General features: G+C 72.7%; 23 protein-coding genes. 8 read left to right on the top strand and 15 right to left on the bottom strand.

What is annotated here, in order from left to right; translation table 11 throughout:
- Positions 1-75: 75 nt before the first annotated feature.
- The 5 genes from Sya03_RS02520 to Sya03_RS02500 form a co-directional block, all read right to left on the bottom strand.
- Entirely contained in the window at positions 76-1536 is a 1461-nt protein-coding gene (locus Sya03_RS02520; protein ID WP_203936486.1) for a glutathionylspermidine synthase family protein, read from the bottom strand.
- A gap of 1 nt (position 1537) precedes the next feature.
- Entirely contained in the window at positions 1538-2071 is a 534-nt protein-coding gene (locus tag Sya03_RS02515; RefSeq protein WP_203936698.1) for a hypothetical protein, read from the bottom strand.
- Positions 2072-2090: 19 nt separating this feature from the next.
- Positions 2091-2486 carry a hypothetical protein gene (locus Sya03_RS02510; RefSeq protein ID WP_203936485.1) on the bottom strand — a complete coding sequence of 132 codons (396 nt, stop codon included), beginning with the start codon at positions 2484-2486 and terminating at the stop codon, positions 2091-2093.
- Positions 2487-2574: 88 nt separating this feature from the next.
- Complete coding sequence (fabG, locus tag Sya03_RS02505) at positions 2575-3312, bottom strand: 3-oxoacyl-ACP reductase FabG (RefSeq protein WP_203936484.1); 738 nt, start codon at positions 3310-3312, stop codon at positions 2575-2577.
- A gap of 50 nt (positions 3313-3362) precedes the next feature.
- Positions 3363-5015 (bottom strand): alpha-amylase family protein, encoded by a 1653-nt coding sequence (locus Sya03_RS02500; RefSeq protein WP_203936483.1) that lies wholly within the window; start codon positions 5013-5015, stop codon positions 3363-3365.
- 199 nt (positions 5016-5214) lie between these two features.
- Here Sya03_RS02500 and Sya03_RS02495 point away from each other — a divergent pair, with 199 nt between their 5' ends.
- Positions 5215-6213, top strand: a complete 999-nt coding sequence (locus Sya03_RS02495; RefSeq protein ID WP_203936482.1) for a LacI family DNA-binding transcriptional regulator — start codon at positions 5215-5217, stop codon at positions 6211-6213.
- Positions 6214-6219: 6 nt separating this feature from the next.
- Here Sya03_RS02495 and Sya03_RS02490 read toward each other — a convergent pair whose 3' ends face one another.
- Positions 6220-6564 (bottom strand): VOC family protein, encoded by a 345-nt coding sequence (locus Sya03_RS02490; RefSeq protein WP_203936481.1) that lies wholly within the window; start codon positions 6562-6564, stop codon positions 6220-6222.
- A 98-nt stretch (positions 6565-6662) separates the two neighbouring features.
- Here Sya03_RS02490 and Sya03_RS02485 point away from each other — a divergent pair, with 98 nt between their 5' ends.
- Positions 6663-7358, top strand: a complete 696-nt coding sequence (locus Sya03_RS02485) for a DedA family protein (RefSeq protein ID WP_203936480.1) — start codon at positions 6663-6665, stop codon at positions 7356-7358.
- Here the strand turns inward: Sya03_RS02485 and Sya03_RS02480 are convergent.
- From Sya03_RS02480 to Sya03_RS02470, 3 genes are all read right to left on the bottom strand, one after another.
- Positions 7355-8581 (bottom strand): carbohydrate-binding protein, encoded by a 1227-nt coding sequence (locus Sya03_RS02480; protein WP_203936479.1) that lies wholly within the window; start codon positions 8579-8581, stop codon positions 7355-7357. The genes Sya03_RS02485 and Sya03_RS02480 overlap by 4 nt on opposite strands.
- A 21-nt stretch (positions 8582-8602) precedes the next feature.
- Positions 8603-9922 (bottom strand): chitinase, encoded by a 1320-nt coding sequence (locus Sya03_RS02475; RefSeq protein WP_203936478.1) that lies wholly within the window; start codon positions 9920-9922, stop codon positions 8603-8605.
- 152 nt (positions 9923-10074) lie between these two features.
- On the bottom strand, positions 10075-11469 hold the full coding sequence (locus Sya03_RS02470; protein ID WP_203936477.1) for a carbohydrate-binding protein: 1395 nt from the start codon (positions 11467-11469) through the stop codon (positions 10075-10077).
- A 215-nt stretch (positions 11470-11684) separates the two neighbouring features.
- Here Sya03_RS02470 and Sya03_RS02465 point away from each other — a divergent pair, with 215 nt between their 5' ends.
- Both Sya03_RS02465 and Sya03_RS02460 read left to right on the top strand, forming a co-directional pair.
- Positions 11685-12839, top strand: a complete 1155-nt coding sequence (locus Sya03_RS02465; protein ID WP_203936476.1) for a carboxylate-amine ligase — start codon at positions 11685-11687, stop codon at positions 12837-12839.
- Entirely contained in the window at positions 12836-14209 is a 1374-nt protein-coding gene (locus tag Sya03_RS02460; protein ID WP_203936475.1) for an FAD-dependent oxidoreductase, read from the top strand. Before Sya03_RS02465 ends, Sya03_RS02460 begins: the two co-directional genes overlap by 4 nt.
- 21 nt (positions 14210-14230) lie before the next feature.
- Here the strand turns inward: Sya03_RS02460 and Sya03_RS02455 are convergent, their stop codons facing one another.
- The 4 genes from Sya03_RS02455 to Sya03_RS02440 all read right to left on the bottom strand — a co-directional run bounded on the left by Sya03_RS02455 (position 14231) and on the right by Sya03_RS02440 (position 21400).
- On the bottom strand, positions 14231-17467 hold the full coding sequence (locus Sya03_RS02455; RefSeq protein WP_203936474.1) for a TIR domain-containing protein: 3237 nt from the start codon (positions 17465-17467) through the stop codon (positions 14231-14233).
- A 77-nt stretch (positions 17468-17544) separates the two neighbouring features.
- Entirely contained in the window at positions 17545-17868 is a 324-nt protein-coding gene (locus Sya03_RS02450; protein WP_203936473.1) for a DUF6193 family natural product biosynthesis protein, read from the bottom strand.
- 32 nt (positions 17869-17900) lie between these two features.
- Entirely contained in the window at positions 17901-18860 is a 960-nt protein-coding gene (locus tag Sya03_RS02445) for a pyridoxal-phosphate dependent enzyme (protein WP_203936472.1), read from the bottom strand.
- A gap of 38 nt (positions 18861-18898) precedes the next feature.
- A complete protein-coding gene (locus Sya03_RS02440; protein WP_239107069.1) occupies positions 18899-21400 on the bottom strand; it encodes a M14 family zinc carboxypeptidase in 2502 nt (833 codons plus the stop codon).
- A gap of 368 nt (positions 21401-21768) precedes the next feature.
- On the opposite strand from Sya03_RS02440, the gene Sya03_RS02435 reads away from it, so the two are divergent.
- Entirely contained in the window at positions 21769-23196 is a 1428-nt protein-coding gene (locus Sya03_RS02435; RefSeq protein WP_239107068.1) for a polysaccharide deacetylase family protein, read from the top strand.
- On the opposite strand, the gene Sya03_RS02430 is transcribed toward Sya03_RS02435, so the two are convergent.
- Positions 23172-23993 carry an Fpg/Nei family DNA glycosylase gene (locus tag Sya03_RS02430; RefSeq protein WP_203936469.1) on the bottom strand — a complete coding sequence of 274 codons (822 nt, stop codon included), beginning with the start codon at positions 23991-23993 and terminating at the stop codon, positions 23172-23174. The two genes, Sya03_RS02435 and Sya03_RS02430, sit on opposite strands and share 25 nt — an antisense overlap.
- An 84-nt stretch (positions 23994-24077) precedes the next feature.
- On the opposite strand from Sya03_RS02430, the gene Sya03_RS02425 reads away from it, so the two are divergent.
- A complete protein-coding gene (locus Sya03_RS02425) occupies positions 24078-24647 on the top strand; it encodes a hypothetical protein (protein WP_203936468.1) in 570 nt (189 codons plus the stop codon).
- A gap of 9 nt (positions 24648-24656) precedes the next feature.
- Here Sya03_RS02425 and Sya03_RS02420 read toward each other — a convergent pair whose 3' ends face one another.
- Entirely contained in the window at positions 24657-24875 is a 219-nt protein-coding gene (locus tag Sya03_RS02420) for a hypothetical protein (RefSeq protein ID WP_203936467.1), read from the bottom strand.
- Positions 24876-25054: 179 nt separating this feature from the next.
- Here Sya03_RS02420 and Sya03_RS02415 point away from each other — a divergent pair, with 179 nt between their 5' ends.
- Both Sya03_RS02415 and Sya03_RS02410 read left to right on the top strand, forming a co-directional pair.
- Entirely contained in the window at positions 25055-25666 is a 612-nt protein-coding gene (locus Sya03_RS02415) for an ATP-dependent Clp protease proteolytic subunit (protein ID WP_203936466.1), read from the top strand.
- Positions 25667-25764: 98 nt separating this feature from the next.
- Positions 25765-26337 (top strand): hypothetical protein, encoded by a 573-nt coding sequence (locus tag Sya03_RS02410; protein WP_203936465.1) that lies wholly within the window; start codon positions 25765-25767, stop codon positions 26335-26337.
- Positions 26338-26401 lie beyond the last annotated feature (64 nt).

Below are 26401 nucleotides of genomic sequence, written 5' to 3'. Positions count from 1 at the left end.
GCCCGTGGTCCCCCGCAGGGTGGACGGCAGCGACACCGCGGCGGCGCGAGCCCGTCGCCGCGGAGCGGCGACCAGCTACTCAGCGCCGACCGTGTGGGGCACGAAGTGGCCCGTGTTGCGGGTGACCAGGCCGTCCTTGCCGACGCCCTCGCGGATGCCCAGGCCCGCCGGCTCGCCCTCGACCAGCCACGCGCCGAGCACCGGGTGGACGGTGCCCTCCAGGCCCTCGAACGACGGCAGCTCGCACAGCTCCTGCACGACGAACAGCCCGTCGGCGCCGTAGGAGGTGGGGTTGTCGAGGATGACGTCGCCGTTCTTCACGAGCGTCACCGATCCGCCCTCGCGCCCCCACACCGGCTTCTTGGCGTACGAGTACAGCGACGCCGCCTTGGTGGACTCGGCGAAGTACGACGGCAGCAGGTACTTGGAGCGCTCCGGGTCGTCGCCGAACAGGTTCCACAGCACCGGCAGCAGGCCCTTGTTGCCGAGCAGCGCGGCCGTGTACGGCGGCTCGATCCAGACGGTGCCCCGCTTGCCGGGGTCGGCCATGTTGCGGAAGAAGGCCTTGCCGCCCTCCTCGTTCCACAGCCATTCCCACGGGTAGAGCATGAAGATGACGTCGATGGGTTCGGCGTTGACCTCGTCGCCGGGCTTGCGGACGAACACGACGCGGTCGCCGGCGACGTCCCAGCCGATCTGGCTCATGGCGATGAGCTCGACGGGAAATCCCGCCTCCTCGGCGGTGGCCATCAGGTAGGCCACGTTCATCCGGTCCTCGCCGGAGGTCTCGGACGTCTCGTACGCGAAGAAGATCTTCGGTTTCTCCGGCAGCCACGGGCGGGCCTCGCGCAGCTTGCGGATGTTGCGCTTCCACGCGCCCTCGTCGGCCGGGTCCTCGCCGTCGGCGGGCCAGCCGACGAGCCGGTCGTGGATGGAGTTCCACTGCATCCACGGGTGGGAGGTCAGCTTGGTCTGGTCGGCCCAGTGCCACTGGATGACGGCGGCCTCGACCAGCGACGTGGGGGTCTGCGCGTTGTACTCCAGCAGCCGGGGCGTGCTGCCCTCGCCGTTGTACCAGAGGTCGAACCGGCCGTAGATGCTCGGCGAGTAGTCGGGGGTCTGCACGGGCAGGCGGCCGTCGAGGTCCTTGTCGGTGTGCTGCCAGGTGTCGGCGTCGCCGTCGTACCAGGTGCGGATGATCTGCTCGTGGGTGTACTCGGGGATGCCGATCTTCGCCAGGTAGCAGGTGTTGGGGTTGCAGACCGAGGTGAAGTACGCGGTGCGGCGGGTCTCCCGGTCGTGCCGGGGGCACTGCTGCACCATCCAGTCGCCGGCCTCGACGCACATCGCGCGCAGCGTCGACACGGCCGTCTCCAGCTCGGTGATCTCCCGCTCGGTGAAGTCGTAGTACGGCCCCTCCTGCCAGTAGGACAGCATCGTCCCGTCGGGCAGTTCGGTGTCGTTGTAGGTGAGCCCGAGGCTGAAGTTGGTGAGCTGCCAGCCGGGCCGGACCGGCCCGTGCGGAATGCGGCGCATGTCAGCCTCCCGAGGAGAATCCGTCGTCGGAGTACCCGCCGCCGGTGGACGAGCGTCCCACGATGTTCGTCTTCACCGAGCCGTTGCCGACGAAACCGGTCGCGGGCAGGCCGGCGCGCCGGCGGGCGACGGTGTCGTCGACGGCGATCCGCCGGCCGCCGGGCAGGTGGTCGCCCACGACCCAGAAGTCGCGGTACGCCGGCGAGTGCCAGAGGTAGTAGAGCTCCGGGTCGTAGAACTCGGGCTCCTCCTCGTCGCAGTACCAGTCGTCCACCACGTAGCCCTCCTCGTCGGCGCAGTAGAAGACGTCCTGCGCGGGCGGGGTGGGCGACGGGCTGGGCGGCTTCGTGGTGCGGCGCGGCGCCGGGGTGCGGCCGGCGGTGCGCGACGGCGAGGGACTGAAGGTGGGCTCGGGGTACGAGACGTACTCCTCCTCGTCCTCCACGGGGGTGTAGGTCGAGGAGTCGCACGCGGCCGCACCGCCGGCGGCCAGGGCGAGGAACGCGGCGGTCAGCCCGACCCGCCGCGACGTCATGCGTCGTCTCACGTAGGGGTCAGCCGCCGGAGCTGCCGGACTTGCCGGACGAGCCGCTGCCGCCCTTGCCGACGACGTTCGTCTTGACCGTGCCGTTGGTGACCCGGCCGGTGGACGGCAGGCCGAAGCGCTGGCGCGCGGCGCGGTCGTTGTAGGCGAACTTGCTGCCGCCGCCGGGCAGCTTGGAGCCGACCGCGTAGCCGGGGCGGTAGCCGCTGGAGTGCCACAGGAAGAAGAACCCGCCCACGCCTCCGCCGCCACCGTCGTCGTCGCAGTAGTCCTCGTCGACGATGGTGCCGTCCTCGGTGGCGCAGTAGAACGTCTCGTCCTGCTCGGAGGAGTCGTCGCACGCGGCCGTGCCACCGGCTGCGAGCAGCAGGAACGAGGTGGTCAGGGCAACGCGACGGCTGGTCATGCGTCGAACGTTCACGGTTGCTGCGTCCGCCTTCTCTCCGTGGAGGGTGCCTCCATCTTTTGTACCCTGCCCCGGCAACCAGGCCCGGTCAGCATCGCGGCCCGCCGGCCACGTAGAGCACCTGGCCCGAGACGAACCCGGCGTCCTCGCCGGCGAGGAACGACACGGCGTGCGCGACGTCCTCGGGCCGGCCGGGGCGGCGCACGGGGATCTGCGCGGCGGCCGCCTCCTGGAACTCGGCGAAGCCGACGCCCATCCGCTCGGCCGTGGCGGCGGTCATGTCGGTGACGATGAAGCCGGGCGCGACCGCGTTGGCGGTGACGCCGAACGGCCCCAGCTCGATGGCCAGGGTCTTGGTGAAGCCCTGCAGCCCGGCCTTGGCGGCGGCGTAGTTGGCCTGGCCGCGGTTGCCGAGGGCGGAGGTGCTCGACACGTTGACGATGCGCCCGTAGCGCTGCTCGACCATGTGCTTCTGCACGGCGCGGGACATGAGGAACGCGCCGCGCAGGTGCACCGCCATGACGGTGTCCCAGTCGCCGGCGCTCATCTTGAAGATGAGGTTGTCGCGCAGCACGCCGGCGTTGTTGACCAGCACGGACGGCGCGCCGAGCTCGGTGGCGACCCGCTCGACGGCGGCGGCGACGGCGGCCTCGTCGGCCACGTCGGCGCCGACGGCGATGCCGCCGGGGCAGTCGGCCACCGTGCCGGCGCAGGCGGCCTCGTCGAGGTCGAGGACGGCCACGGTGAGCCCGTCGGCGGCGAGCCGCCGCGCCGTGGCCGCGCCGATGCCGCGCGCGCCGCCGGTCACGATCGCGACCCTGCTCATCCCGCACCCCCCTCGGCGATCAACTCCTGCCGCCGAGGGTAGTACAGCGATCAGCCGGCCGTGCCGCGGCGCAGCCGGATCCAGCGGTAGCCGTACCCGCCGACATCGATCTTGGTGAAGTCGCCCGGCTCCGGGTACTCCTGGTCGGCCAGCACGTCGTTGGGGAAGTCGGCCTCGGCGGCCACGACGCCCAGGTCGACGGTGGCCGCCTCGTCCGACAGGTTGTGCACGAACAGCATCGTGCCGGCCGGCGAGTCGGCCCGGTGGGCGAGCACCCCGCGCGGCGCGGTGACGTCGACATGGGTGCAGCTGCCGGCGCCGACCTCGGGGGCCTCCCGCAGGGTGCGGATCATGCGTTCGAACCAGGACAGCAGCGACGCCGGGTCGTGCCGCTGGGCGGTGACGTTGACGGTGTCGTAGCCGAACTCGCCGCCGGAGATCACGGGCCGCACCAGCTGGTCCGGCTCGGCGCTGGAGAAGCCGGCGTTGGGCAGGTACGACCACTGCATGGGGGTGCGGATGGCGTCCCGGCCGTGCAGCGACAGGTCCTCGCCCATGCCGATCTCCTCGCCGTACCGCAGCACGGGCGTGCCGCGGAGGCTGAACTGCAGCGCGTACGCCAGCTCGATGCGGCGCCGGTCGCCGCCCAGCATCGGCGCGAGCCGGCGGCGGATGCCGCGGCCGTAGAGCTGCATGCTCTCGTCGGGGCCGAACGCGGCGAACACGTCGGCGCGCTGCTCGGCGGTGAGCCGGGACAGGTCGACCTCGTCGTGGTTCCGCAGGAACGTGGCCCACTGGGCGCCGGCCGGCAGCGCCGGGGTGTCGCGCAGCGCGTCGATGACCGACTCCGGGTCCTGGCGGGCGAGGGCGAGCATGAGCCGGCCGTTGAGCATGAAGTCGAACAGCATGTGCAGCCGGTTGCCCGAGCCGCCCTGGTCGCCGAAGAACTCCTTGAGCTTCTCGGGCTCCACGTTGGCCTCGGCGAGCAGCACGGCGTCGCCGCGGCGCCATTGCACGTGCTGGCGCAGGTCGGCCAGGAACTCGAAGTCCTTCGGCGATTGCGCGTTACCGGGTTCGGTCTGCTCGATGATGAACGGGACGGCGTCCATCCGGAATCCGGAGACGCCGAGCTGGAGCCAGAACGCGCAGATCTTCTTGATCTCCTCGCGCACCTGCGGATTCTTGATGTTCAGGTCCGGCTGAAACTTGTAGAACCGGTGATAGAACCATTTCTTGGCGGTCCGGTCGTACGTCCAGGTCTCGTCCTGCTCGCCGGGGAACACCATGCCCTGGCGGCGGTCGGCCGGCTCGGTGTCGGACCAGACGAACCAGTCGTGGAACGGCGAGTCGGGGCCCTTGCGCGCCGACTGGAACCACGGGTGCTGGTCGGACGTGTGGTTGACGACCAGGTCGATGATGACCTTGATGCCCCGGTTCTCGGCCTGGTGCAGCAGCTCGGCGAAGTCGCCGAGGGTGCCGAAGCGCGGGTCGACGTTGTAGAAGTCGGTGACGTCGTAGCCGTCGTCGCGGTTGGGCGAGGGGTGGATCGGGTGCAGCCAGAGGCAGGTGACGCCCAGCCGCGCGAGGTAGTCGAGGCGGCCGATCAGGCCCTGGATGTCGCCGACGCCGTCGCCGTTCGCGTCGTCGAACGTGTCGATGTCGAGGCAGTAGACGACGGCCTGCTCATACCAACGGTCGCTCATGCATCCTGCATCTCTTTGTCCGGCTTCACGAATCCAGCATGCTGACTGTGAGCTAGCCGTCAATGGGTGCTGTCCGCCGTTTCCAGGCGAATTCCACCTGACATCATCGGCGCCTCACGATGAGTGCCGGGGCGGCGCTCACTGTGCTCGACCGTGCCCGGCGGGGGGCGCGGCGAAACCTGTGGGGACGGGGACGAGGATGGCCACGATCTACGACGTCGCGCGGCGCGCGGAGGTGTCACCGGCGACGGTGTCACGGGTGGTGAACGGCCGGGCCAACGTGGATCCCGCGCTGGCGGAGCGGGTGCGCGCCGCCATGGTCGACCTCAACTACCGCCCCAACGCCGTCGCCCGCAACCTGCGCCGCAGCCGAACCAGCATGTGGGCGGTCATCATCTCCGACATCGGCAACCCGTTCTTCACCTCGCTGGTGCGCGGCGTCGAGGACGTGGCGCAGACCGCCGGCTACTCCGTCGTGCTGTGCAACTCCGACAACGACGAGGCCAAGGAGGGCCAGTACGTCAACGCGGCGCTCACCGAGCAGATGGCCGGGGTGATCATCTCCCCCACCGCCGGCTCGCCGCACGTCGCCCGGCTGCTCGACGCCGGGGTGCCCGTCGTCGTCATCGACCGGCAGATGGCCGGCGCCGACGTCGACACCGTGCTCGTCGACAACGAGCAGGGCGCCCGGGACGCCACCGGGCACCTGGCCGCCGCCGGCTACCGGCGCATCGCCTGCATCACCGGGCCGCGCGGGCTGTTCACCGCCGAGCGCCGCCTGGCGGGCTACCGGGCGGCACTCGACGACGCCGGGCTCGCGCACGACCCGGCGCTGGTGCGGCACGCCGACTTCGGCGTCGACGGCGGGCACGCGGCCATGCACTCGCTGCTCGCCGTGGACCCCCGCCCGGACGCCGTGTTCGTCGGCAACAACCTCATGACCATCGGCGCGGTCGGCCGCATCTTCGACGAGGGCGTCACCGTGCCCGAGGAGATGGGCGTGGTGGGCTTCGACGACGTGCCGTGGGCCACCCTGATGCGCCCCGCCCTGACCACCGTCGCCCAGCCCACGTACTCGGTGGGCCGCAACGCGGCCGAGCTGCTCACCGACCGCATCACCGATCCCAAGCGGCCGGTGTCGACCGTGACGCTGCCCACCGAGCTGCGCGTGCGCGGCAGCAGCGGGGCGAAGCCCTGAGCGCCCCTACCCCTGCTGGATGACCGACAGCCAGTTGCCGGCCGGGTCCTTGAACCAGGCGATGGGCGGGCCCCACTCGCGCTGCACCTCCCCCTCGAGGGCGATGCCGCGGGCGGCCAGCTCAGCCACCGCCGCGTCGACGTCCCCGACGGGGAAGTTCAGGATCGTGAACGTGGCCGGCTGGTGGTCGTCCTTCGGGTAGACCAGCACCGGGTGCCCGCCGGCGATGTGCAGGTGCAGCATCCCGTTCTCCTCGGTCACCTTGATGCCGAGCGTGTCGCCGTAGAACCGCCGGGCCGCGTCGATGTCGTTCACCGAGAAGCCGCTGAAGGCCTCCGTCTGTCCGAACATGTCGTTCTCCTTCCCGGCCCCGACGCTACGCCGGGTCCAGGTTTCTTCCAGCTTCGCCGGGTAGTTCTTACAGGCGGACCACAGACAGGGAGCAATCGATGACGGAGCCGTACCTGCTGGCGGCGGAGGGCGACCCCGCCCAGGCCGGCGGCCTGACGGGCTGGGTGGCATCCGTCATCGAGTCGCTCGGCGAGGTCGGCGTCGGCCTGCTCGTGGCCCTGGAGAACCTGGTCCCGCCCATCCCCAGCGAGATCGTGCTGTCGATGGCCGGCTACCTGGCCAGCGAGGGCCGCGTCAACGTCGTCTGGGTGACCGTCGCCGCCACGCTCGGCTCGCTGCTCGGCGCGCTCGTCCTCTACTGGCTGGGCTACGCCCTCGGCGAGGACCGCCTGTACCGCTGGCTCGACCGCATCCCGCTGGTCGACGCCGACGACCTGAAGGTCGCCGACCGCTGGTTCGAACGGCACGAGAAGAGCGCCGTGCTGTTCGGCCGGATGGCGCCCGTCGTGCGCAGCCTCGTGTCGATCCCGGCCGGCGCCAACCACATGCCGATCGGGCAGTTCATCCTGTTCACCACGATCGGCAGCGGCGTCTGGAACACCCTGTTCGTCGGCGGCGGCTTCCTGCTCGGCACCCGGTGGCAGAAGCTCGACCAGTACAGCCAGTGGTTCGACTACGCCATCATCGCGTTCTTCGCCGTCTCCATCGCCTGGTGGGTCACCAAGAAGCTGCGCAAACGCAGGAACCGGTCGGCCGCACAGCGACCGACCGGCTCCCCGGGACGTCAGGGTTAGAAGCCCGCGGTGATCCTGGTGAACTCCCACTCGCCCTGGGCGATGCCCGAGCAGTCGGAGACCACGCCGCCACCGGGACACGGCCGGTCGCGGTTGACCGCCCAGTAGGTGAAGCGGGCCAGGTTCTTGTCCTTGGCGTAGTCGCGGATCTTCGTCCACGTGGCCGGGCTGGTCGTCTCGAACTGGTCGGACAGCCCGTTCATGCCGGAGATGCCCATCCGGGAGTACGCCTCGGCGTCCGACCACCCGAAGGTGCTCTTCAGCTGCGCCTTGAGGCCCTCGGTGGCGCCGACGGTGGCGGCGTGCATGTCACCGTTGCCGACGTTGAAGTCGAACGGCATCTGGCTCCAGACGTCGATCCTGGCGTCCTTCGCCTTCGCCTGCTGGATGAGGCGGATGCCGTGCTGGTTCGGGCCGGTCGGCGTGGTGCCGAACGTGAGGATCGTCGTCACGCCCGGGTTCTTCTGCTTGACGATCTTCAGCGCGTCCAGGATGCGGTCGGCCACGACGTAGTTCTCGAACTCGTCGGTGTTCTCGATGTCGATGTCGATGGCCTTGAGACCGAACGTGTCGATCACCTTCTGGTACGCCCCCGCGAGCGCCTCCGGCGTCGAGCAGTTCGGGCCCAGCTTGTTGCCGCTCCACCCACCGATCGACGGCACGACGTCACCGCCCGCCGCCCGGATCGCCGCGATGGTGCTCGCGTGCGCCCCGCCGGTGAGCCCGCTGCTGCCGTCCCACGCCGGGTTGCACCCGTTGCTGGCCAGCACGAACGCGATCGTGAACGCCTTGATGCCGGTGGCGTTCATGACCGTGGCGGGCGCGGGCGGGTTGCCCCAGCCCGGGTAGATGTACGGCGCGGCCGGCATCTTCCGGCCGGTCACCGGCGGCTCGGACGTGGGCGGCGTCGTCGGCGGGGTGGTCGGCTGCGTCGTCACCGGCGGGGTGGTCGGCTCCGTGGTGCCGCCACCGCAGGCGACGGCGTTGCGCCACACGCCCCACTCGCCGCTGCTGGTGGGCACCTCGTTCTGCGTCCACCACTGCGCGGTCCAGTTCTTGCCCTGGTACGACGCCTTGTTGCCGTTGGTGTAGACCTGCGAGGCGTTCCAAGGGGTGGCGCACGCCTCGGCGGCGCTGGACGTGGCCATCGGCAGGATCGCCACGGCCGTGCCGGTGAGGGCGACGGCCATCGCGCCCAGGAGGGCCTTGTTCTTGAGCTTCATGAGAGGGGGGCTCCGTCGGGGTCAGGGAAGGTTGGAGACGTGCGGCGCGACGGTGTCGGCCCAGCCGTTGCCCGTGGCAACGTCCCAGTTGATCGACCAGGTCATGGCGCCGCGGATGCCGGGGTACGTTGTCGGGGGCTTCCAGTTGTCGCCGCACACGCCCCTGGTGAGGCAGGTCAGGGCGGCGTTCACCAGGGCCGGGCTCAGGTAGCCGCCGCCGGCGGCGCGCGAGGTGGCCGGCACGCCGATCGCGATCTGGTCGGGGCGCAGGCCGCCCTCGATCTGCTTGCAGACCTGAGTGGTGATGAAGTCGACCGTGCCCTGGGTGACGACCTTGCCCCCGCAGCCGTCCATCGCACCCGAGTTGTAGAACTGGGTGTGCACGACCGTCAGGATGTCCTTGATCTTCAGCGCCAGCGCGAAGTACGAGCTGCTCGTGGTGTACATGTCGAGCGTCTGCGGCGCCATCGTGATGATCAGGTTGGGGCCGACCAGATTTCGCAAGGCCCGCAGCGCGCCCGCCATGGCATCGGTGTTGAAGCTGCTGCCGTTCTCGAGGTCGATGTCGACGCCGTCGAACCCGTACTCGCGCATGAGGCTGTACAGCGAGTTCGTGAATGCCTCCCCCGCGGCTGCATTGGGCACGGAGATCGTGCCCGTCTCACCCCCGATGGACAGGACCACCCTCTTGCCGCGGCTGTGCAGCGTCGCGATGTCCGCCTTCAGGTCCGCGGCGGAGTACCCGCCGAGCGCGGAGGAGAGCGCCGGGTCGATATGGAAGCCGACGCGGCCCGGGACGTCGGTGCGATCGCCGAATGCGACCGCGATGAGGCCGTACTTGTCCGGGACGTCGCGCAGGCGGAGGTTGGCCGAGCCGTTGACGAAGTTGTGCCAGTAGCCGGTGATGAAGTGCTTGGGCAACTGGCCGACCGGCGGCGGGGTGGTCACCGGCGGGGTCGTGGGCGGGGTGCTGGTGGGGGGTGTGGTCGGCGGGGTGGTCGGCGGTGTCGTCGGGGGCCGCGTGGTCGGCGGGGTCGTCACCGGCGGGGTGGTCGGCGTGGTGCCGCCGCAGGAGTCGAGGTCGCGCCACAGCGCCGGCGTCGCCGCCGGGTTCCAGTTGGTGCCGGCCCACGCGGTGTGCGTGGTGAGGGCCTGGTACGCCCGGCCGTTGTAGCTGACCTGCTGGCCGGCGGTGTACGACCTGCCCTCCGCCCACGCGGTCAGGGCGCTGCAGTTGACCGCCGCGCTGGACGTCGCCATCGGCAGGATCGCGACGGCCGTGCCGCCCGTCGCGACGGCGACCGCGGCCAGGATCGCCGCTCCTCTGGACCTCAGCTTCATTGCCGTCCTCCCACGAACCCGGTCCACCCCAACAGACGGTGGATGGGTAAAAGTTAGGACTGTTAACTGTTGAGGTCCAGACCTTGAATCCTTAACTCTCGATTAATCCGTGCCGGGGGCCCGAACGAAGCGGGTCCCCGGCACGTACTCCCTCACCGTCGGAACTGGATCCAGTTGACGTTGACGAAGTCGTTCGGCTGGCCGCTGGTGAAGGTCAGGAACACGGTGTGCCGGCCGGACACGTTGGACACGTTGCCGGGCACCGAGCGCCAGGACTGCCAGCCGCCGGTGTTGCCGATGGCGAAGCTGCCGATCGGCGCGTTGGCGCGGTTGTCGATGCGCACCTCGACGAGGCCGCTGACGCCGGCGCCCGCTCCCGAGGCGACGCGGGCGACGAAGTCGCGCACCCCGCCGGAGCCGAACTCGACGTTGTCGAACTGCACCCAGTCGCCGTTGCGGATGGCACCGATGTTCTGGCCGCCCTCGCTGGAGCCCTCGACGATGACGCCGCTCTGGGCGTTGAACGACTCGGCCTGGATCTGGGCGTACGCGTCGCGGGTGCCGCCCGGCGGCGGGGTGGTGGGCGGCGTGGTGGGCGGGGTGGTCGGCGGGGTGGTGCCGCCTCCGCCGCGGCTGTAGACGGCGACGTAGTCGACGAGCATCGGCCGGCCGGGGACGGTCGCCGCGGTCGGGGTGGCCGCGCCGGCGACGCCGTTCGGGAAGGCGCCGCCCATCGCGACGTTGAGCAGCAGGAAGTAGCCGGCGTGACTGGTCATGTTGGACCAGTGCGGCTCGCCGATCTGGCTCTGGGTGACGGTGTGGTACTGCTGGCCGTCGACGTACCAGCGCAGTTGGTTGGGGGTGACGCTGCGGTCCCACTCGAAGCTGTAGGTGTGGAACGCCGACTGGCAGGTGGCGCCGGGGCAGGCGCGGGAGGCGCCGATGCCGTTGAACTCGTTGCACGGCCCGCCCGGCGCGACGCCGCAGTGCAGCACGCCCCAGACGCTGTTGATGCCGTTGACGTTCTCCATCACGTCGAACTCGCCGATGGCCGGCCAGTTCTGGTAGTTGCCGCGGTACGGCGCGCCGAGGGCCCAGAACGCGGGCCAGTAGCCGGCGGCCTCCGCGCCGGTGACGTTGGGCATCTGGATGCGGCCCTCGATGCGCAGCACGCCGCCGGCGGGTGCCTTGAAGTCGGTGCGCTGCGTCTCGATGCGGGCGGAGGTCCAGCCGCCGGAGGCGGTGCGCAGCGGGGTGATGCGCAGGTTGCCGGCGCCGTCGTGGCTGACGTTGGCGGTGCTGTTGGTGTACGTCTGGATCTCGCCGGTGCCCCAGTTCGCGGGGCCGCCGGGGTAGCTGGTGCCGGTGTCGATGATCCAGTTGTTGCCGTTGGGCAGGGTGTTCGCGGCGCCGGTGAAGTCGTCGGCCCAGACCTGGGTCCAGCCGGCGGGCGGGGGTGGCAGGGCGGCCTCGGCGGCGACGGCGAAGGTGGCGGAGGCGCCGCCGACGACCAGGGCGGCGGCTACGGCGATGATGCGCGATCTCATGGACGGCCTTTCTCGCGGGCTGGGGATGGCATGGCGAGATGGCGGTGGGCGATGCCGGGGCGCAGCGTCACCAACCGGGATCAATGGGGCCTGAGAGCGCTCTCGCGCAAAGTTTCAACCTCATTTCATAAACTTGTCAATATCTATGTGTGCCGGATGCCCGATCAGATCCGGGCGCCGTTTCTGCGGGCAGCCCGCCGGGTAACCCTCCGCGCATGTCAACAGGCGGTACGACGACCGAGGTGTCCGACGAGGTGGCCCGCCGGGCCGAGGCGCAGAACCTGCTGACGCTCGGGGTCGAGGAGGAATATCTCCTGGTCGACGCCGAGTCGCCCGCGGCGGCGCCGGTGGTCGAGGACGTGTTCGACCACATCCCGGCCGAGCTGCGCGACTCCGTCCAGCACGAGTACTGGCGCAGCCAGATCGAGGTCGCCGGCCCGCCCGGCCTGGACCTGCACGACCTGTGGCGCGCCCTCGGCGACCTGCGGCACGGCCTCGCCGAGGCGGCCGGCAAGGCGGGCGCCCGGCTGGTGGCCGTCGGCGCCAACCCCAGCCCCGGGCCCGACATCGACGTCGTCGACTCGCCCCGCTACCACCGCATGGTCGAACGGTTCGGCGACCTGTCCCCCGGCGCCGGCCTCAACGGCATGCACGTCCACGTCGGCATCCCCGACCCCGAGACCGGCGTGCAGATCCTCAACCACCTGCGCCCGTGGCTGCCGATCCTGCAGGCCGCCACCGCCAACTCCCCGTTCTTCCAGGGCCGCGACACCGGCTACGCCAGCTGGCGCTCCGTCATGTGGGAGCGCTGGCCCACCGTCGGCCCGGCCCCGTTCCTGCACGACCACGCCGAGTACGAGCAGATGATCGCCGACCTCGTCGCCACCGGCGCGATGCTCGACGACGGGATGCTCTACTGGTACGCCCGGCTGTCGGCGCGCTACCCCACGGTCGAGGTGCGCATCGGCGACGTCTGCCCCACCCTCGACGACACGCTGCTGGTCGCCGCGCTCATCCGCGGCCTGGTCGCCACCGTGCTCACCGACGTCGGCGACGGCCGGGCCCCGCTCAACGTCCCGCACCACGTGCTGGCCGGCGCCCACTGGCGGGCCGCCAAGGACGGCCTGGAGGGCCTCGCCGTCGACCCGGAGACCCGGCAGACCCGGCCCGCCTGGCACCTCATGCGGCAGCTGTTCGACCGCATCCGCCCCGAGCTGGAGCGCCACGGCGACCTGGAGATGGTGACCGTGCTGCTGGGCCGCCTGCGCGCCCGCGGCACCGGCGCCGCCCGCCAGCGCGCCGTGCACGCCGGCGGGGGCGACATCGCCGACGTGGTCGACTGGCTGGCCGACCACACCCGCGCCCGATGAGGCGGCTGGTCGTCGTCGGGGGCAACGCGGCCGGCATGTCCGCCGCGTCGCAGGCGCGCAAGCGCACCGGCCCCGGCGAGCTGTCGATCGTCGCGTTCGAGCGCGGGCACTTCACCTCGTACTCGTCGTGCGGCATCCCGTACTGGATCGGCGGGGTCGTCGCGGAGCGCGACGCCCTGATCAGCCGCACCCCCGCGGAGTTCGCGAAGATGTCCATCGACGCCCGGGTGCGGCACGAGGTCACGGAGATCGACCTCGACCGGCGCGAGGTCGTCGCGCGGGCGCTCGACGACGGCGGCCGCGAGGTCCGCGAGCCGTTCGACGACCTGGTGTACGCCGCCGGCGCCGTCCCCGCCGCCCCGCCGTGGGCCCGCACCGACGCCACCGGCGTGTACGGCGTGCAGACCCTCGACGACGGCGCCGCCGTGCTGCGCGCCCTCGACGCCGACCCCGCCCCGCGGCGCGCCGTCGTGGTCGGCGGCGGCTACATCGGCGTCGAGCTGGCCGAGGCCATGATCCAGCGCGGCCTCGCCGTCACCCTCATCGAGAAGGCCGCCCAGCCGATGTCCACGGTGGACCCGGACATGGGCGCGCGCGTCGCGGACGCCGTCGCCGGCCTCGGCGTCGACGTGCGCACCGGCGTCGGCGTCGACGGCCTGGAGGTCGACGGCGGCCGGGTGCGCGCCGTCGTCACCTCCGACGGCCCGGTCGAGGCCGACATCGTCGTGCTCGGGCTGGGCGTGCGCCCCAACACGGCCCTCGCCGAGGCGGCCGGGCTGCCGCTCGGCCCCACCGGCGCCGTCGAGGTCGACCTGCGGATGCGGGTGCCCGGCACGGACGGCATCTGGGCGGCGGGCGACTGCGTCCAGACCGTCCACCGCGTCACGGGCCGCCCCGTGCACGTCCCGCTCGGCACCCACGCCAACAAGCAGGGCCGCGTCGCCGGCATCAACCTCGGCGGCGGCTACGCCACCTTCCCGGGCGTCGTCGGCACCGCCGTCACGAAGGTCTGCGACCTGGAGGTGGCCCGCACCGGACTCACGTCGGCCGAGGCCACCGCCGCCGGCTACCGCTTCGTCACGGCGTCGATCGAGAGCACCAGCCGGGCCGGCTACTTCCCCGGCGCGAAGCCGATGTGCGTCAAACTGATCGCCGAGAAGCGCACCGGGCTGCTGCTGGGCGCGCAGATCGTAGGCCGCACCGAGGCCGCCAAGCGCATCGACGGCCTGGCCATCGCCATCTGGAACCGCATGACGGTCGAGGAGATGACCGCCCTCGATCTCGGCTACGCCCCGCCGTACGCGCCGGTGTGGGACCCGGTGGTCATCGCGGCCCGCAAGGCCACCGACGCCGTGCACGCGGAGAACTAGGCGGGCGAATCCGACGCGGCGTCAGCCGCACGCGCGCCGGTACTGCCGTTCCGGCACGAACAGGGCCCACTCCTCAGCCGTCAGATCGCGATCGGCGATCGCGCAGGCGTGCCGGACCGGGTCGGCGCGGACGTCGTTCAATTCGGAGTAGTCCCACAGCTGGATGGCCGGCGACGTCACGGAGGAGTTCCCGGTATGGGCGACCGTGTGACCGTCGGGGCTGAAGGTCACGAGGTCGCCACCTACCGATTGGGGATAACGCGACGTGGCGGGGTAGCGGACGGGCGCGTTGCGATCGGTGACGTCCCACAGGGTGAATGTCTGCTTGATGGTGCTGACCACCAGGTCGTGCCCGCCGAGCGAGAAGTTCACCGACTCTACGACGGACCCGTGGGTGTCCAGGATGCCGATCCGCGACGGTCGCCTGTTCGCGAGGTCGGAGACGTCCCACAGCACGACCTTCCTGTCGGCCTGGCCGGATGCCATGGTGCGCCCGTCCGGGCTGATGGCGACCGAGTACACCATGGCCGAGCCGGACGGCAGTTCGGCGAGCCGGGTCAGGGCCGGTCGGCCGGTGACGCCGAACAGCACCACCGAGTACCGGGCCGGCACGGCGACGGTGCGTCCGTCCGGGTGGAAGGACACGCGCCTGTGCTTGTTGACGTAGAAGCCTCCTGCTTCGCCGAGCTGTGCGGGATGTGTCGGGTCGGCGACGTTCCAGACCCTGAGCCTGTCCATCTCGAGCAGGGCTAGTGAGCGCCCGTCCGGGCTGAACGTCATCGAGGCCAGAGACCGCAGCGGTACGTCGAATGAACCGAGCGTTCTCGGCCCCTTCCGGTCGGTGACGTCGAGCAGCGACACGCGGTTGTCCTGGTCGATGACGGCCAGCATCCGGCCGTCGGCCGAGAACGCCGCCTTGGACAGCCATCCGCCGCCAATGTCCACAGCCGCGCGAGGCACCGGCGGGTGCGCCCTCATGTCCCAATGAGTCACCCTTCCGGACGAGTCGACCGAGAGAAGCGTCCGGCCGCCCTGAACGAACGCCATGGCCTGCACCTGTGCGGTGAGGCCGGTCAGGTGCCCGACGGGCTGGGGCGCCCCGACCGGACGGACGTTCCAGAACGTCGTGGAATCCCAGCCGGTGACGGCCAGCCGCCCGTCCGGACTGACTGCCACGCCGCTGACATCGCCGGTGACCCGGAAGCTGTCGACAAGGTACGGCTCTCGTTCGACGTTCCACAGGCTCACCGTGTTCTTCCCCTCGCGTACGACCAGGTTGTCACCGTCGGCGTCGAAGGCAATCACGTCGGGATCGTCCTGCCCGAACCACTTGGCGTACTCGATCGGCTCCCCCGGGGAACCGACGTCCCACAGCCGCACCATGCGATCGTCGTGGGACGTCACCATTATGGGGCGAGTCGGATGGAAGGTAGCCCCGTCCACGCTTGCAGCCAGCGCCGCCCGATAGGCCGGCGCGACGGCGGGATCACCGATATCCCAGACATGCGTCTTGTCGCCCACGGCTATCAGGATTCGGCTGTCCGAGCTGAAGGATCCACTGTGTGCCCGGTCCAGGTCGGGGATCCTGGCGCGCTCGCGCGGCGGCCCGGCCGGTTCAGACACATCCCACAGCACTATCCAGCCGGACCGGGAGCCGGTTGCGAGGATGCGCCCGTCGGGGCTGAACGACACCCATTCGCGGTCGGCGGTGCCGGGCAGCGTCGCCCCGCGCTTCGGCGCGGCCGGATCGCTCACATCCCACAACGTTGCAAGGCCTGCCTCCCACAGGACGAGTTTCTGCCCGTCGGGGCTCAACGCCGTCCGGCCGGAATCGTCGCCGTCGACCGATCCCACCTGGACCGGCTCGGCGGCCGCGCCGGCCCGCCACAATGTGACGGAGCCGTCTCCCTCCTCCAGGGCCATGAGCCCGTTGCGGGCGTAGCCGACGTACTGCCCGGGCTTGGCGAGCTCCCCCAGGAAACGGGTGGACGTCACGAGACCGCTCAGATCGTGGCGTGTGCCCGCGTCGGGGTGCACGCGCTCGGCGGCCAGGCCCAGCCGCAGGGCGAGCTGCGGGTCGTTCGGCATGGTGGTCTTGGCCTGGTTCATGAGCCGGCGGCTGATGGCGGCTTCCTGCTGGCGCCCCGCCTCGGCTGCGGCTTCGCCGGCCTTCTTCTCCTGCTCCCGCGCGATCCGCTCGTGCCGATCGGCCTCGTTGGCCGCCCGGCGAGCGGCTTCCTGCTGCTCCTGCGCGTTCTGCTGCTGCCGGAGCGCCTCCGCGGCGGCCTTCTCGGCGTTGACGCGCTGCTGGTACGCCACAGCCTCCTGCTGCTGCGCACGTGCCGCCGCGCGATCTGCCACGGCGCGCTGATACCTCGCGTTCGCCTGCTGGCGCTCGGCCTCGCTCGACGCCTTCGCGACCAGGGCCCGTTGCTTCCGGGCCAGTGACTCCTGGCGTCGGACTTCGGCGGCGGCGTCCTTGGCGCGGGCCTCCTGCTGCCGCGTGAGCACTTCCTGCCGACGGGCGTCCTCGGCGTAGCGTTCGGCGTGGCCGCGCTGCTCCAGCACCAGCTGCTGCTGGTGGCGGGCGTCCGCGGCGGCCGCGTTGGCGCGGTCGGCGTTGCGCACGGCGAGCAGCCCGGTCAGGAGGGCCGCGAACGCCAGCACCACCAGCGACGCCGCGGCGAATGACCACAGCCGGCGGGCCCGGCGGTGCTGGCGGACGTCCTCTCCCTCCAGGTCGTCCTTGCTGACGCCGTGCATCGGGGCGGCCAGCTGTGCGATCGCGTCCCGGAAGCGGGAGTGACGCAGACTCAGGTGCTGATCGTCGCGCGCCCACCGGAGGTCGAGGTAGAGCGGCTCCTCGGCGAACACACCGCGTAGCGCCTCGGGTACCGCGGTGGAGTCCTCGGTGAAGTCACACCGCTGGGGGTCCCACTGCCACTCCCCATCGGTGACCACCGGCAACACGTGGTCGAGCGACTTGGTGGCGACCCAGTGCCGGATCTCCTTGTTCACCCACGGCGAGGCGGCCGCCTCGGGCGACGCCATGAGAACGAAGTACTCCGACGAGTCGAGAGCCCGCTGGATGGACGTCCACAACGCCGGGGTGACCGACAGACCGGTCTGGTCGCGGAACACCCACAGGGCACGACGCCGGTGCCACGGCCGGGCCAGATGGTGCAGACCGCGCTGGACGGCCGGCGCCAGACGCCCGTCCGCAGCATGGCTGTACGAAATGAACCCATTGAACGACATGACTCGGCCCCCGTGGTCGGTGTGCGCGACCGATTGTCCACACCCGCCGCCATCGACGAAAGGGCATGGACCGCGGACTACCGGGCCTCGTCGATCGCCGCGGCCGCCATCGCGACCGCGCGGGGCGCGTCGTCGGCCGGGGTGGCCTCGCCGGCGGCCTCCACCACGTAGCGGCCGTTGCTCAGCGGGACGATGCACACCTCCTCGCCCGGCTCGCCGGAGGCGTCGAAGCTCAGGGCGTAGTGGCGCACGTGCGGCATGCGGCCGCGCAGCCGGTCGTCGGCGTGGGCGGCGCGCAGCAGAGCGCCGATGCGGGTCAGGTCCGGGTCGGCGAGCAGGGTCTCCCACACCATCGCCGGGTCCAGGTACAGCTCCGCCGACTCGACGTCCTCGCCGCTCATCCCACGCCCCTCCCGGTTGCCGACCGGCGAGTCTACGGGCCGACCAGTTCGGCGAAACGGGCCGCGCCCACGTTGCCGCCCGACAGCACCACGCCGACGCGGCGGCCGGGGACCGCGCGCGCCAGCACCGCCGCCAGGCCGGTCGCGCCGCTCGGCTCGACCACGGTCTTCAGCCGGTCGAACGCGAACCGCATCGCCTCGACGATGGCGTCGTCGCCGACCAGCACGATGTCGTCGACGAGCCGCCGGTTCACCGAGAATGTCAGCTCGCCGGGGATGTCGGCGGCCTGGCCGTCGGCGATCGTGCGGGGCACCGGGATCGCGACGCGGTGGCCCGCCGCCAGCGAGCGCTTCGTGTCGTCGCCCGCCGCCGGCTCCACCCCGATCATCGCGATGCCCGGCAGCAGCGCCTTCGCCGCCGTCGCGCTGCCCGCCATCAGCCCGCCGCCGCCCACCGGGACGACCAGCGCGTCCAGCTCGCCGACCTCCTCGATCAGCTCCAGCGCGGCCGTGCCCTGCCCGGCGATGACGTGCGGGTGCTCGTACGGCGGGATCAGCGCCAGGCCCCGCTCGGCCGCCAGCGCCTCGCCCAGGGCGACCCGGTCGCCGGTGTAGCGGTCGTAGGTCAGCACCTCGGCGCCGTACCCGGCGACGGCGTCGCGCTTGGACACCGGGGTGTCCTCGGGCATCAGGATGACGGCGGTCGTGCCGAGCTCGCGGGCGGCCAGCGCCACCGCCTGGGCGTGGTTGCCGGACGAGTACGCGGCGATGCCCCGGGCCCGCTGCTGCGGGGTGAGGCGGGAGGCGGCGTTGTACGCGCCGCGGAACTTGAACGCGCCCACCCGTTGCAGGTTCTCGCACTTCAGGTACACCTCGGCGCCGGCCAGGGCGTCGAGGGTGCGGGAGCGCAGCACCGGCGTGCGGTGGGCGACGCCGGCGATCCGGGTGGCGGCGTCGCGGACGTCGGCGAGGGTGACGGGCGCGGTCTCCATGCCCGCCATCCTGCCGCACGCCGCGACGCCGCCTCCCGCTACGGCGTGACGGCCACCGTGGCCGGGGTCACCGCGTAGATCGACGCGGCGACGTCGGCGAACAGGCCCTTGGGGTGGGCGCGGAACAGCGGTTCGGTGCCGTACAGGACGGCGCGGCCGCCGCGGGTGGTCACCCCGGACACCACCGACGCCTGGTTCGCGGCCTGCGCGGGCCCGCCGGCGCCGGGCGTGTCCTCGCGCCAGTGCCCGGCGATCAGCGGGTCGGCGCCGTAGCGCTCGACGACCGTGAAGCCGGTGCCGGTGAACCAGATCGGCGAGTACACGAACGACGGGCCGCGGCTGGTGCGCACGACGCCGTTCGCGTCGGCGCGGCCCCGGACGGCCGTGGCGGGCAGCAGGGCCGCCGCCGTGTTGAACGTCGCGCCGGTGGCGCCGCGGGTGACGACGCCGCCGCGGGCCAGGAACGCGTCGAGGGCCGCCTTCGCCGCCGGATTCAGCCCGGCGTAGGACAGCCCGGACGACACCATCAGCGTGGTCACGCCCGTCCAGTCGAACCCGGCGTTGAGCACCGCCGTGGACACTGGCCGCACGTCGAAGCCCAGCTCGCGCAGCACGAACAGCTCGTCGGCGGACACCGCGGCGGCCAGCACCGGGGCCGTGAACGGTGTGGTGGCGCCCCGCGGCGCGGCGGTGAACCGCACCCCGAAGCGGCCCGCCGCGTCGGCGGCCGCCCGCCGGTGCGCCCGCGGCACCACGACGGTGCGCTCGCCGGAGCGGCGCAGCGGCACCCCGGCCGCGGCCAGGTGGTTGACGGCGCGCACGTCGGCGCCGTCGCGCAGGCGCAGGGCCAGGTCGGCCCGGCGCGGGGCGTCGACCGCGCCGGTCGGCGCCGCCACCGCCACCGGGGTCAGCGGCACGCGCGGCAGCGCGCGGCGGCTGATGTGGACGTCCGCGCCCCAGAGCAGCCGGTGGCTCCAGCCGGAGATGTCGTACATCTGCGGGACGAGCTCCGAGATGTCGCGGCCCGCCTCCAGCATCACGTTGGCGAGGCCGCGCTTGGGCTGGTGCATGTCGACGACGTACGTGCCGGCGGCGTACCGGCGGCCGTTCAGCGCGAACGGCCGGCGCGCCGCCGTCACCCGCACGTCGTGGGCGACGAGGTGGTCGACCAGCCGGGCCGCGGCCGGGGTGCCGGCCGGGATCACGTACGCGCGCGGGAACTCGGTGGAGTAGCGGTCCTCCGGGCCGAAGCCCTCGACGTAGCCGTCGGGGATGTGCCGCTGCGGCTCGCCGGCCCAGCCGCGGCGGAACTGCTCGATCTGGTCGGCGAGCAGCGCGGCGCGGTGGGTGTCGGTGTATGTGATGGCGGCGGTGATGGTGGCGTCGGCGACGTCGGTGTTGACCCGGGCCCGCCGCTGCAGCTCGGCCACCGGCAGGGTGTCGTACGCGGCGCGGTTGACCTGCAGCGGGATCTCGACGGTGTGGCCGACGGCGCCGTGGTACATGGCGTACATCGGGGTGAAGATCGGCGGCCAGTCGTCCCAGTCGCCGGGCGCGTAGTCGCGGAACGGGATGTCGGCGCGGGTCGTCTCGGGGTGGCCGAGGCGCTGGATCGCGGCCTCCATGCCGAGCGCGTTCGGCAGCGCGTGCCGGATGTAGAGGTCGTACTCGTAGTTCTGGCCGTGCGGGGCGGTGGCCGGCTCCAGCAGCGTGGTGCCGGTGTAGCCGTGCTCGTCGAGCATGACGAAGGGCTGCGTCGCGATGACGACGTCGCGCACCGCCCGCGACTCGGGCTGCGAGCTGGTGGCGTGGTCGCGGTTGACGTCGAAGCCGTTGCCGTTGGGCCGCTGGCCGGCGATGCGCCCGTCGGGGTTGTTGGTGACGGTGATGTAGACGCGGGTGCGCCGCAGCAGCGCCGCCGTCGCCGGGTCGGTGGCGGTGGCGAGCCGCTCGATGACGCGCAGCGCGCCGTCGGTGCCCTCCCACTCGTCGCCGTGGATGTTCGCGTTGATCCACACCGGGGCCTTGTAGCCGCGCCGCAGGGCGCGGTCGCGGGCCGCCGCGCGCGGGTCGTCCTCGATCCGGGCCCGCCACCGGTCCTGCCGGCGGGTCTCCGCCGCGGACTCGGGGGCGGTCACCGTGACGAGGTAGAGGTCGCGGCCCAGGGCGGACTGCCCGACCACCTCGGCGGAGACCCGGTCGGAGGCCGCCTGCAGCGCGTTGAGCCGCGGCGCGATGCCGTGGTACGGGACGAGCCCGAGCTTGATGCTGCGGTCGGCGGGGTTCTCCGGGTACTCGCGCAGCCGGGTCTGCCGCGGGTAGCCGCGCTGCGGCGGCGTCCAGCGCCGCTCGGCGCCGGCCGTCAGCGCCTGGACGGCGTTTTCCGGGCCGGCGGCGGCGACCTCGTTGCGCTCCGGGCCGTTGCCGGGGTCGCGGGTCGCGGGGGCGCGGCCGGGATCGGCGGGGGCGGCCGCCGCCGGGGTGACGAGCAGACCGGCGGCCAGCAGGGCGGCGCAGAAACCGGTCAGCGGACGGGACACGGGCACGAAGCACCTCCGGTCACGGGACTGCCCCGACCCTCTCGCGTCCCGCACGCCGCGCGCAATCCGCTGTCGCACACCCGGCCATACCGGTTTGCCCATCCCCGCGGGCGTCGCCCGTCCCGGTGATGATCCACGCAGAGCGATGGAACGAACACGTTAGCGGTATCGCCATCGCGTTGATCTCCGGGTAGGCATAACGGATGTCTCCGCAGCGCGTCCCGGCCACGGGTAATCCCGTGCCGGGACAGCGCGCCCGCGGCGGGGCGCCGCCGTTCGCGCCGGGCTGGACTCCGCCCTGGTCGGAGCACCTTCCGCAGCCGCCGCCGGGTCTGCCACCGGCGGCTTCGCCGTCTCCCCGCCCGGCCGTGGGCGGCGTCCCCGGCCGCCGCCGCGCCGCTGCCGGCGGCGGGACCCGGCGCGTCACCGGCAGCGCCACCGTGCCCGGCACCGGGCGGCACCGCCGGCCGGCCGCGGACCGCTCGGCCGCGACCACCTACCGCGCCGGGGCAGCGCCGACCCCGGCCGCCGCCGGCCCGCTCACGGCCGCGGCCGTCTCTGCGGCCGCCGTGTCCGCCGCCGCCCGGGCCCACGTGGGCACCACCGTGCGCGCCCTGCGGGACACCGCCGTCGCGCGCGGGCTGCGCGAGGCCGCCGCCCGCGTCGTCCAGCCCGTCCCCGTGCAGCGCCGGCCGGTGTCGCCCGCCGCGCCGCCCGCCGGCACGTTCAACGGCTTCGTCGAGCACAAGCCCCGGGACGCCACCTGGCACGCGTTCCAGGACAGCGCGCCCGCCGCCGCCCCGGCCCGCCGCCGCGCCGCCGACCCGCGCGGCACCCACCGGGCGACGGGGTTCGCCGCCACGCTCGGCTCGTACCGGCAGCCCGCCCTGCTCGCCGCGCTGCTCGCGGTGGCCGTCCTGCTGGTGGCCGACCCGCCCGCCGCCCTGCAGGACCGCACCGAGACCAGCTCGTCGTCGCAGGTCGCCGACGGCGGCAAGGCCCCGGCCGCGAAGGAGAAGGACCGCGGCGGCGACAAGAGCCGCCCGGCCGACCCCGCCAAGCCGCCGGCCGCCGCCGCGCCGGAGCCCGCGCCGCCCAGCGCGGCGCCGTCCGCGAAGCCGTCCGCGCCGGCGTCCACGCCGCCCGCCGGGCCGAGCACCCCGCCGCAGGACCGCGGCAGCCGGCTGTTCGGGCCCGCCGGCAGCCTCAAGTTCACCGGTACGGCCGCCGTGGCGCTCACCTTCGACGACGGCCCCGACCCGGTGCAGACCCCGGCCCTGCTGGACCTGCTGGCGAAGGAGCAGGTGAAGGCGACGTTCTGCGTGGTCGGCACCCAGGCCCGGGCGCACCCCGACCTGGTGCGGCGCATCGCCGACGAGGGCCACACGCTGTGCAACCACAGCTGGGACCACAGCTTCGTGCTCGGCAAGCAGCCGCCGCCCGTGATCATCGAGGACCTGCTCGACACCAACGAGGCCATCCGCGCTGCCGTGCCCGACGCGAAGATCCCCTACTTCCGGGCCCCCGGCGGCAACTTCACCGTCCCCCTGGTGAGCGTCGCCGGGACGCTCGGCATGCGCAGCATCTACTGGGACGTCGACCCGCGCGACTGGGAGCAGAAGGAGGGCCAGACGGACGACGAGCACCGTGAGCGGGTCATCGCCACGGTGGAGAAGGACGTCCGGAAGGGCTCGATCATCCTGTCCCACGACTTCGCCCAGCCGCAGACCATCCGGGCGTACGAGGCGCTGGTGCCGGTGCTCAAGGAGCGTTACGAGCTGATCGCGCTGCCCTGACAGCGCGGGCACCAGTACAGGTTGCGGGCCGCCAGCGCGCCCCGGGCCACCTCGGCGCCGCAGACCAGGCACGGCTGCCCGGCCCGCCGGTACACGTACACCTCGCCGCCGTGCCGGTCGACGCGCGGCGCCCGGCGCATCGCCCCGGGGGTGTGCGCGACGTGCACGGTGTCGATGCGGCCCCGGGCGACGCCCTCCTTCATGAGGGCGCGCAGGTCGTCCCACAGCTCCTGCCACGCCGCGCGGGTGAGGGCGCGGCCGGGCGTGGTGGGGGCGAGCCCGGCGCGGAACAGCACCTCGGTGGTGTAGATCAGGCCGCTGCCGGCCACCACGGACTGGTCCATGAGCAGGCCGAACAGCGCGCGCTCGCTGCGGCTGATCGCGGCGAAGGCGGCGTCCGGGTCGGCGTCGTCGCGCAGCGGGTCGGGGCCGAGCCGGGCCCGCAGCGCGGCCACCTGCGCCGGGTCGAACACCTCGCACGCGGTGGGCCCGCGCAGCTCCAGCCACCGCCCGTTGCCGGTGACGGTGAGCCGCAGCAGGCCGCGCGGGGCGGGCAGCGACCCGGTCCCGTCGGCGAACTTGCCGTACAGCCCGAGGTGGATGTGCAGGGTGCGGTCGTCCTCGTAGTGGTGCAGCAGGTGCTTGCCGACGGCCTCGGTCTCGACGAGCAGCCGCCCGTCGAGCAGGGCGGCGCCGTCGGCGAAGCGCCCCTGCGGGCTGCCGACGGCGACGCGGTGGCCGGCGAACAGACAGCGGTGGCGGGCGGCGAGGCGGTGGACGGTGTGACCTTCAGGCACGGTCCGCAACGGTAGCCGGTGGCGCGACGCGGCCGGCGGGGCCGTCGTTGATCAGCGGAACGCCCGCGACCGAGGAGAGCCCGCATGCGCCGACCCGCCACCGTCCTGACGATCGCGGCGCTGGCCGCCCTGACCGGGTGCGGGGGCGGCGAGCAGACCCCGGCGGCGACCGCGTCGCCGGCCGCGACCACGGCCACCGCCGCGCCCGCCGCGCAGCCCGACCCGGCGGACCCGCCCGGGGCCGTGGTCACCGTGCGGGACGTCGAGGAGGTCACCGGCGCCCAGGTGCGCGGCGAGGTGGACTACATCGCGGAGGCGTACCTCGGCGGGGTGTCGGTCCGGCAGTACGACTTCGGCACCGGCGTGGCGCACGCCGACGGGCCGGACAACCACGCAATCAGCGTGCACGTCACGCCCGACGGCGACGCGCCCACCTACTGGCGGGAGATGATCATGCCGATCGTGCGGGACAAGGGCTTCACGAAGGTTCCGGGCGTCGGCGACGAGGCGTGGACCGACGCGCGCACCATGATCGCGTTCCGCGCGGGCGGCGTCGCCGTCGACATCACGTTCCTGCCGGGCGGCAGGCCCCCCGCGCCGGGCGTCGACACGTACCTGGTCGAGCTGGCGAAGCGGGCCGCCGCCCGGGTGTGAGCAGCGGGGTCAGCCGCTGCGGCGGGTGCCGTACTGGCGGGGGCTCTGCACCGCGCCCCGGCCGGTCGGCACCTGGCCCTTGCGGAACTGCTCCTGCGGCTTCGCGCCGGCCTTGCCCTTGGCCGCCCGGCGGGCCGCCCGGTTGGCGAACTCCTCGGGCTGCCCCTCCGCGGCGTCGGCCGGCTCGGCGGCGGGTTCGGTGCCGGGATCGGTGCTGGAATCGCTCATCGGTTGCCCCCTCGGGTGCCGGCCGCGCGCGGGTCCACTCCGACCCGGGAGACGCTAGGCCCGACGCGCAGACGCTATCGCAGCACCGGTGCGGCGCGCCGCCGGTATCCGGCGGCACGCCCGTTGCGCCGAGAGAGTAAAAGTCGCAGCCCGCCGGGCCGGGATGACAAGCTGGGCCGATGAGCGGCAACGACCACACGATGCGCGGCAACGGCTCGAACGGTTTCGACGACCAGGTGTTCGAGCGCCTCCTGCGCGAGCGGATCATCTTCCTCGGCAGCGAGGTCAACGACGAGGTCACGAACCGGATCTGCGCCCAGATCCTGCTGCTGGCCTCGGCCGACAGCGAGCGCGACATCGCCCTCTACATCAACTCGCCGGGCGGCTCCATCAGCGCGGGCATGGCGGTCTACGACACCATGCAGTACGTCAAGAACGACGTGGCCACGATCGCGCTGGGCATGGCGGCCTCGATGGGCCAGTTCCCGCTCTGCGCCGGCACACCCGGCAAGCGGTACGCGCTGCCGCACGCCCGGGTGATGATGCACCAGCTCTCCGGCGGCATCGGCGGCACCGCGGCCGACATCGCCATCCAGGCCGAGAGCATGCTGCACATCAAGCAGACGATGAACGAGCGGATCGCCTTCCACACCGGCCACACGCCGGAGGAGATCGAGCGCGACTCCGACCGCGACCGCTGGTTCACGGCGCAGGAGGCGAAGGCGTACGGCCTCATCGACCACGTGGTCGGCAGCGCCGCGGACGCCCGCCTGATCGGGGCCGGTCGCTAGCAGCGTGTCGCCTCCGCGGCATCGGGGTACATGAATGACGTTGTCCCCCGGCGCGGGGCTGCCCCGGCGGCCCCGCGCACCGCAGAGGAGGTTCCGACGTGCGACTTCGTGAGACGAACGACGACCGCGGCGTCAGCGGCAGAGCGGCGTCCGACACCACCGTGACCGACCGGATCCACGCGTCCGCCGTCAAGGACGCGGAGCGCGCCGAGCGCGCGGCCGACCGGGCCGAGGCCAAGGCGGACCGGGCCGAGACCCGGGCCGAGACCCGGCCCGACACCACCCCCACCACCGACTCTCCCGAGCGCGCGGGTGTGCGCACCGCGCCGCCGGCGCCCGCCGGGCCGCGCCCGCGGGCCAGCCTGCTGGCCACGCTGAGCCTGATCACGGGCGTCGCCGCCGCGCTGCTGGTGCTGACCGGCACCCTGGCCGGATACGGCGTGGGCCTGGGTGCCCTGGCGCTGGTCCTGGCGATCGCGGGCATCTCGGCCACCGGCCGCCGGCACGTCGCCGGCAAGACCGACGCGCTGATCGGCCTCGTGCTGGGCCTCGGCGCCGTCGTCCTCGGCGTGTTCGTCCTCACCGACTCGGTGTCCTGGCTGACCATGGACACCCCCGCGGTGACGAACCTGCGCGAGTGGCTCGACACCCGGTTTAACTCGATCTTCTAGTGGGAAGAACATCAATGGGCCGGTGATGCACCGGACCCGCATCCGGAACCGGGCCGGCCACGAG

The sequence above is a fragment of the Spirilliplanes yamanashiensis genome, assembly GCF_016863475.1.
Classification (GTDB): Bacteria; Actinomycetota; Actinomycetes; order Mycobacteriales; family Micromonosporaceae; genus Spirilliplanes; species Spirilliplanes yamanashiensis.
The sequence above is the reverse complement of the archived record's forward strand: the minus strand, read 5'-3'. Positions and strand labels throughout refer to the sequence as shown.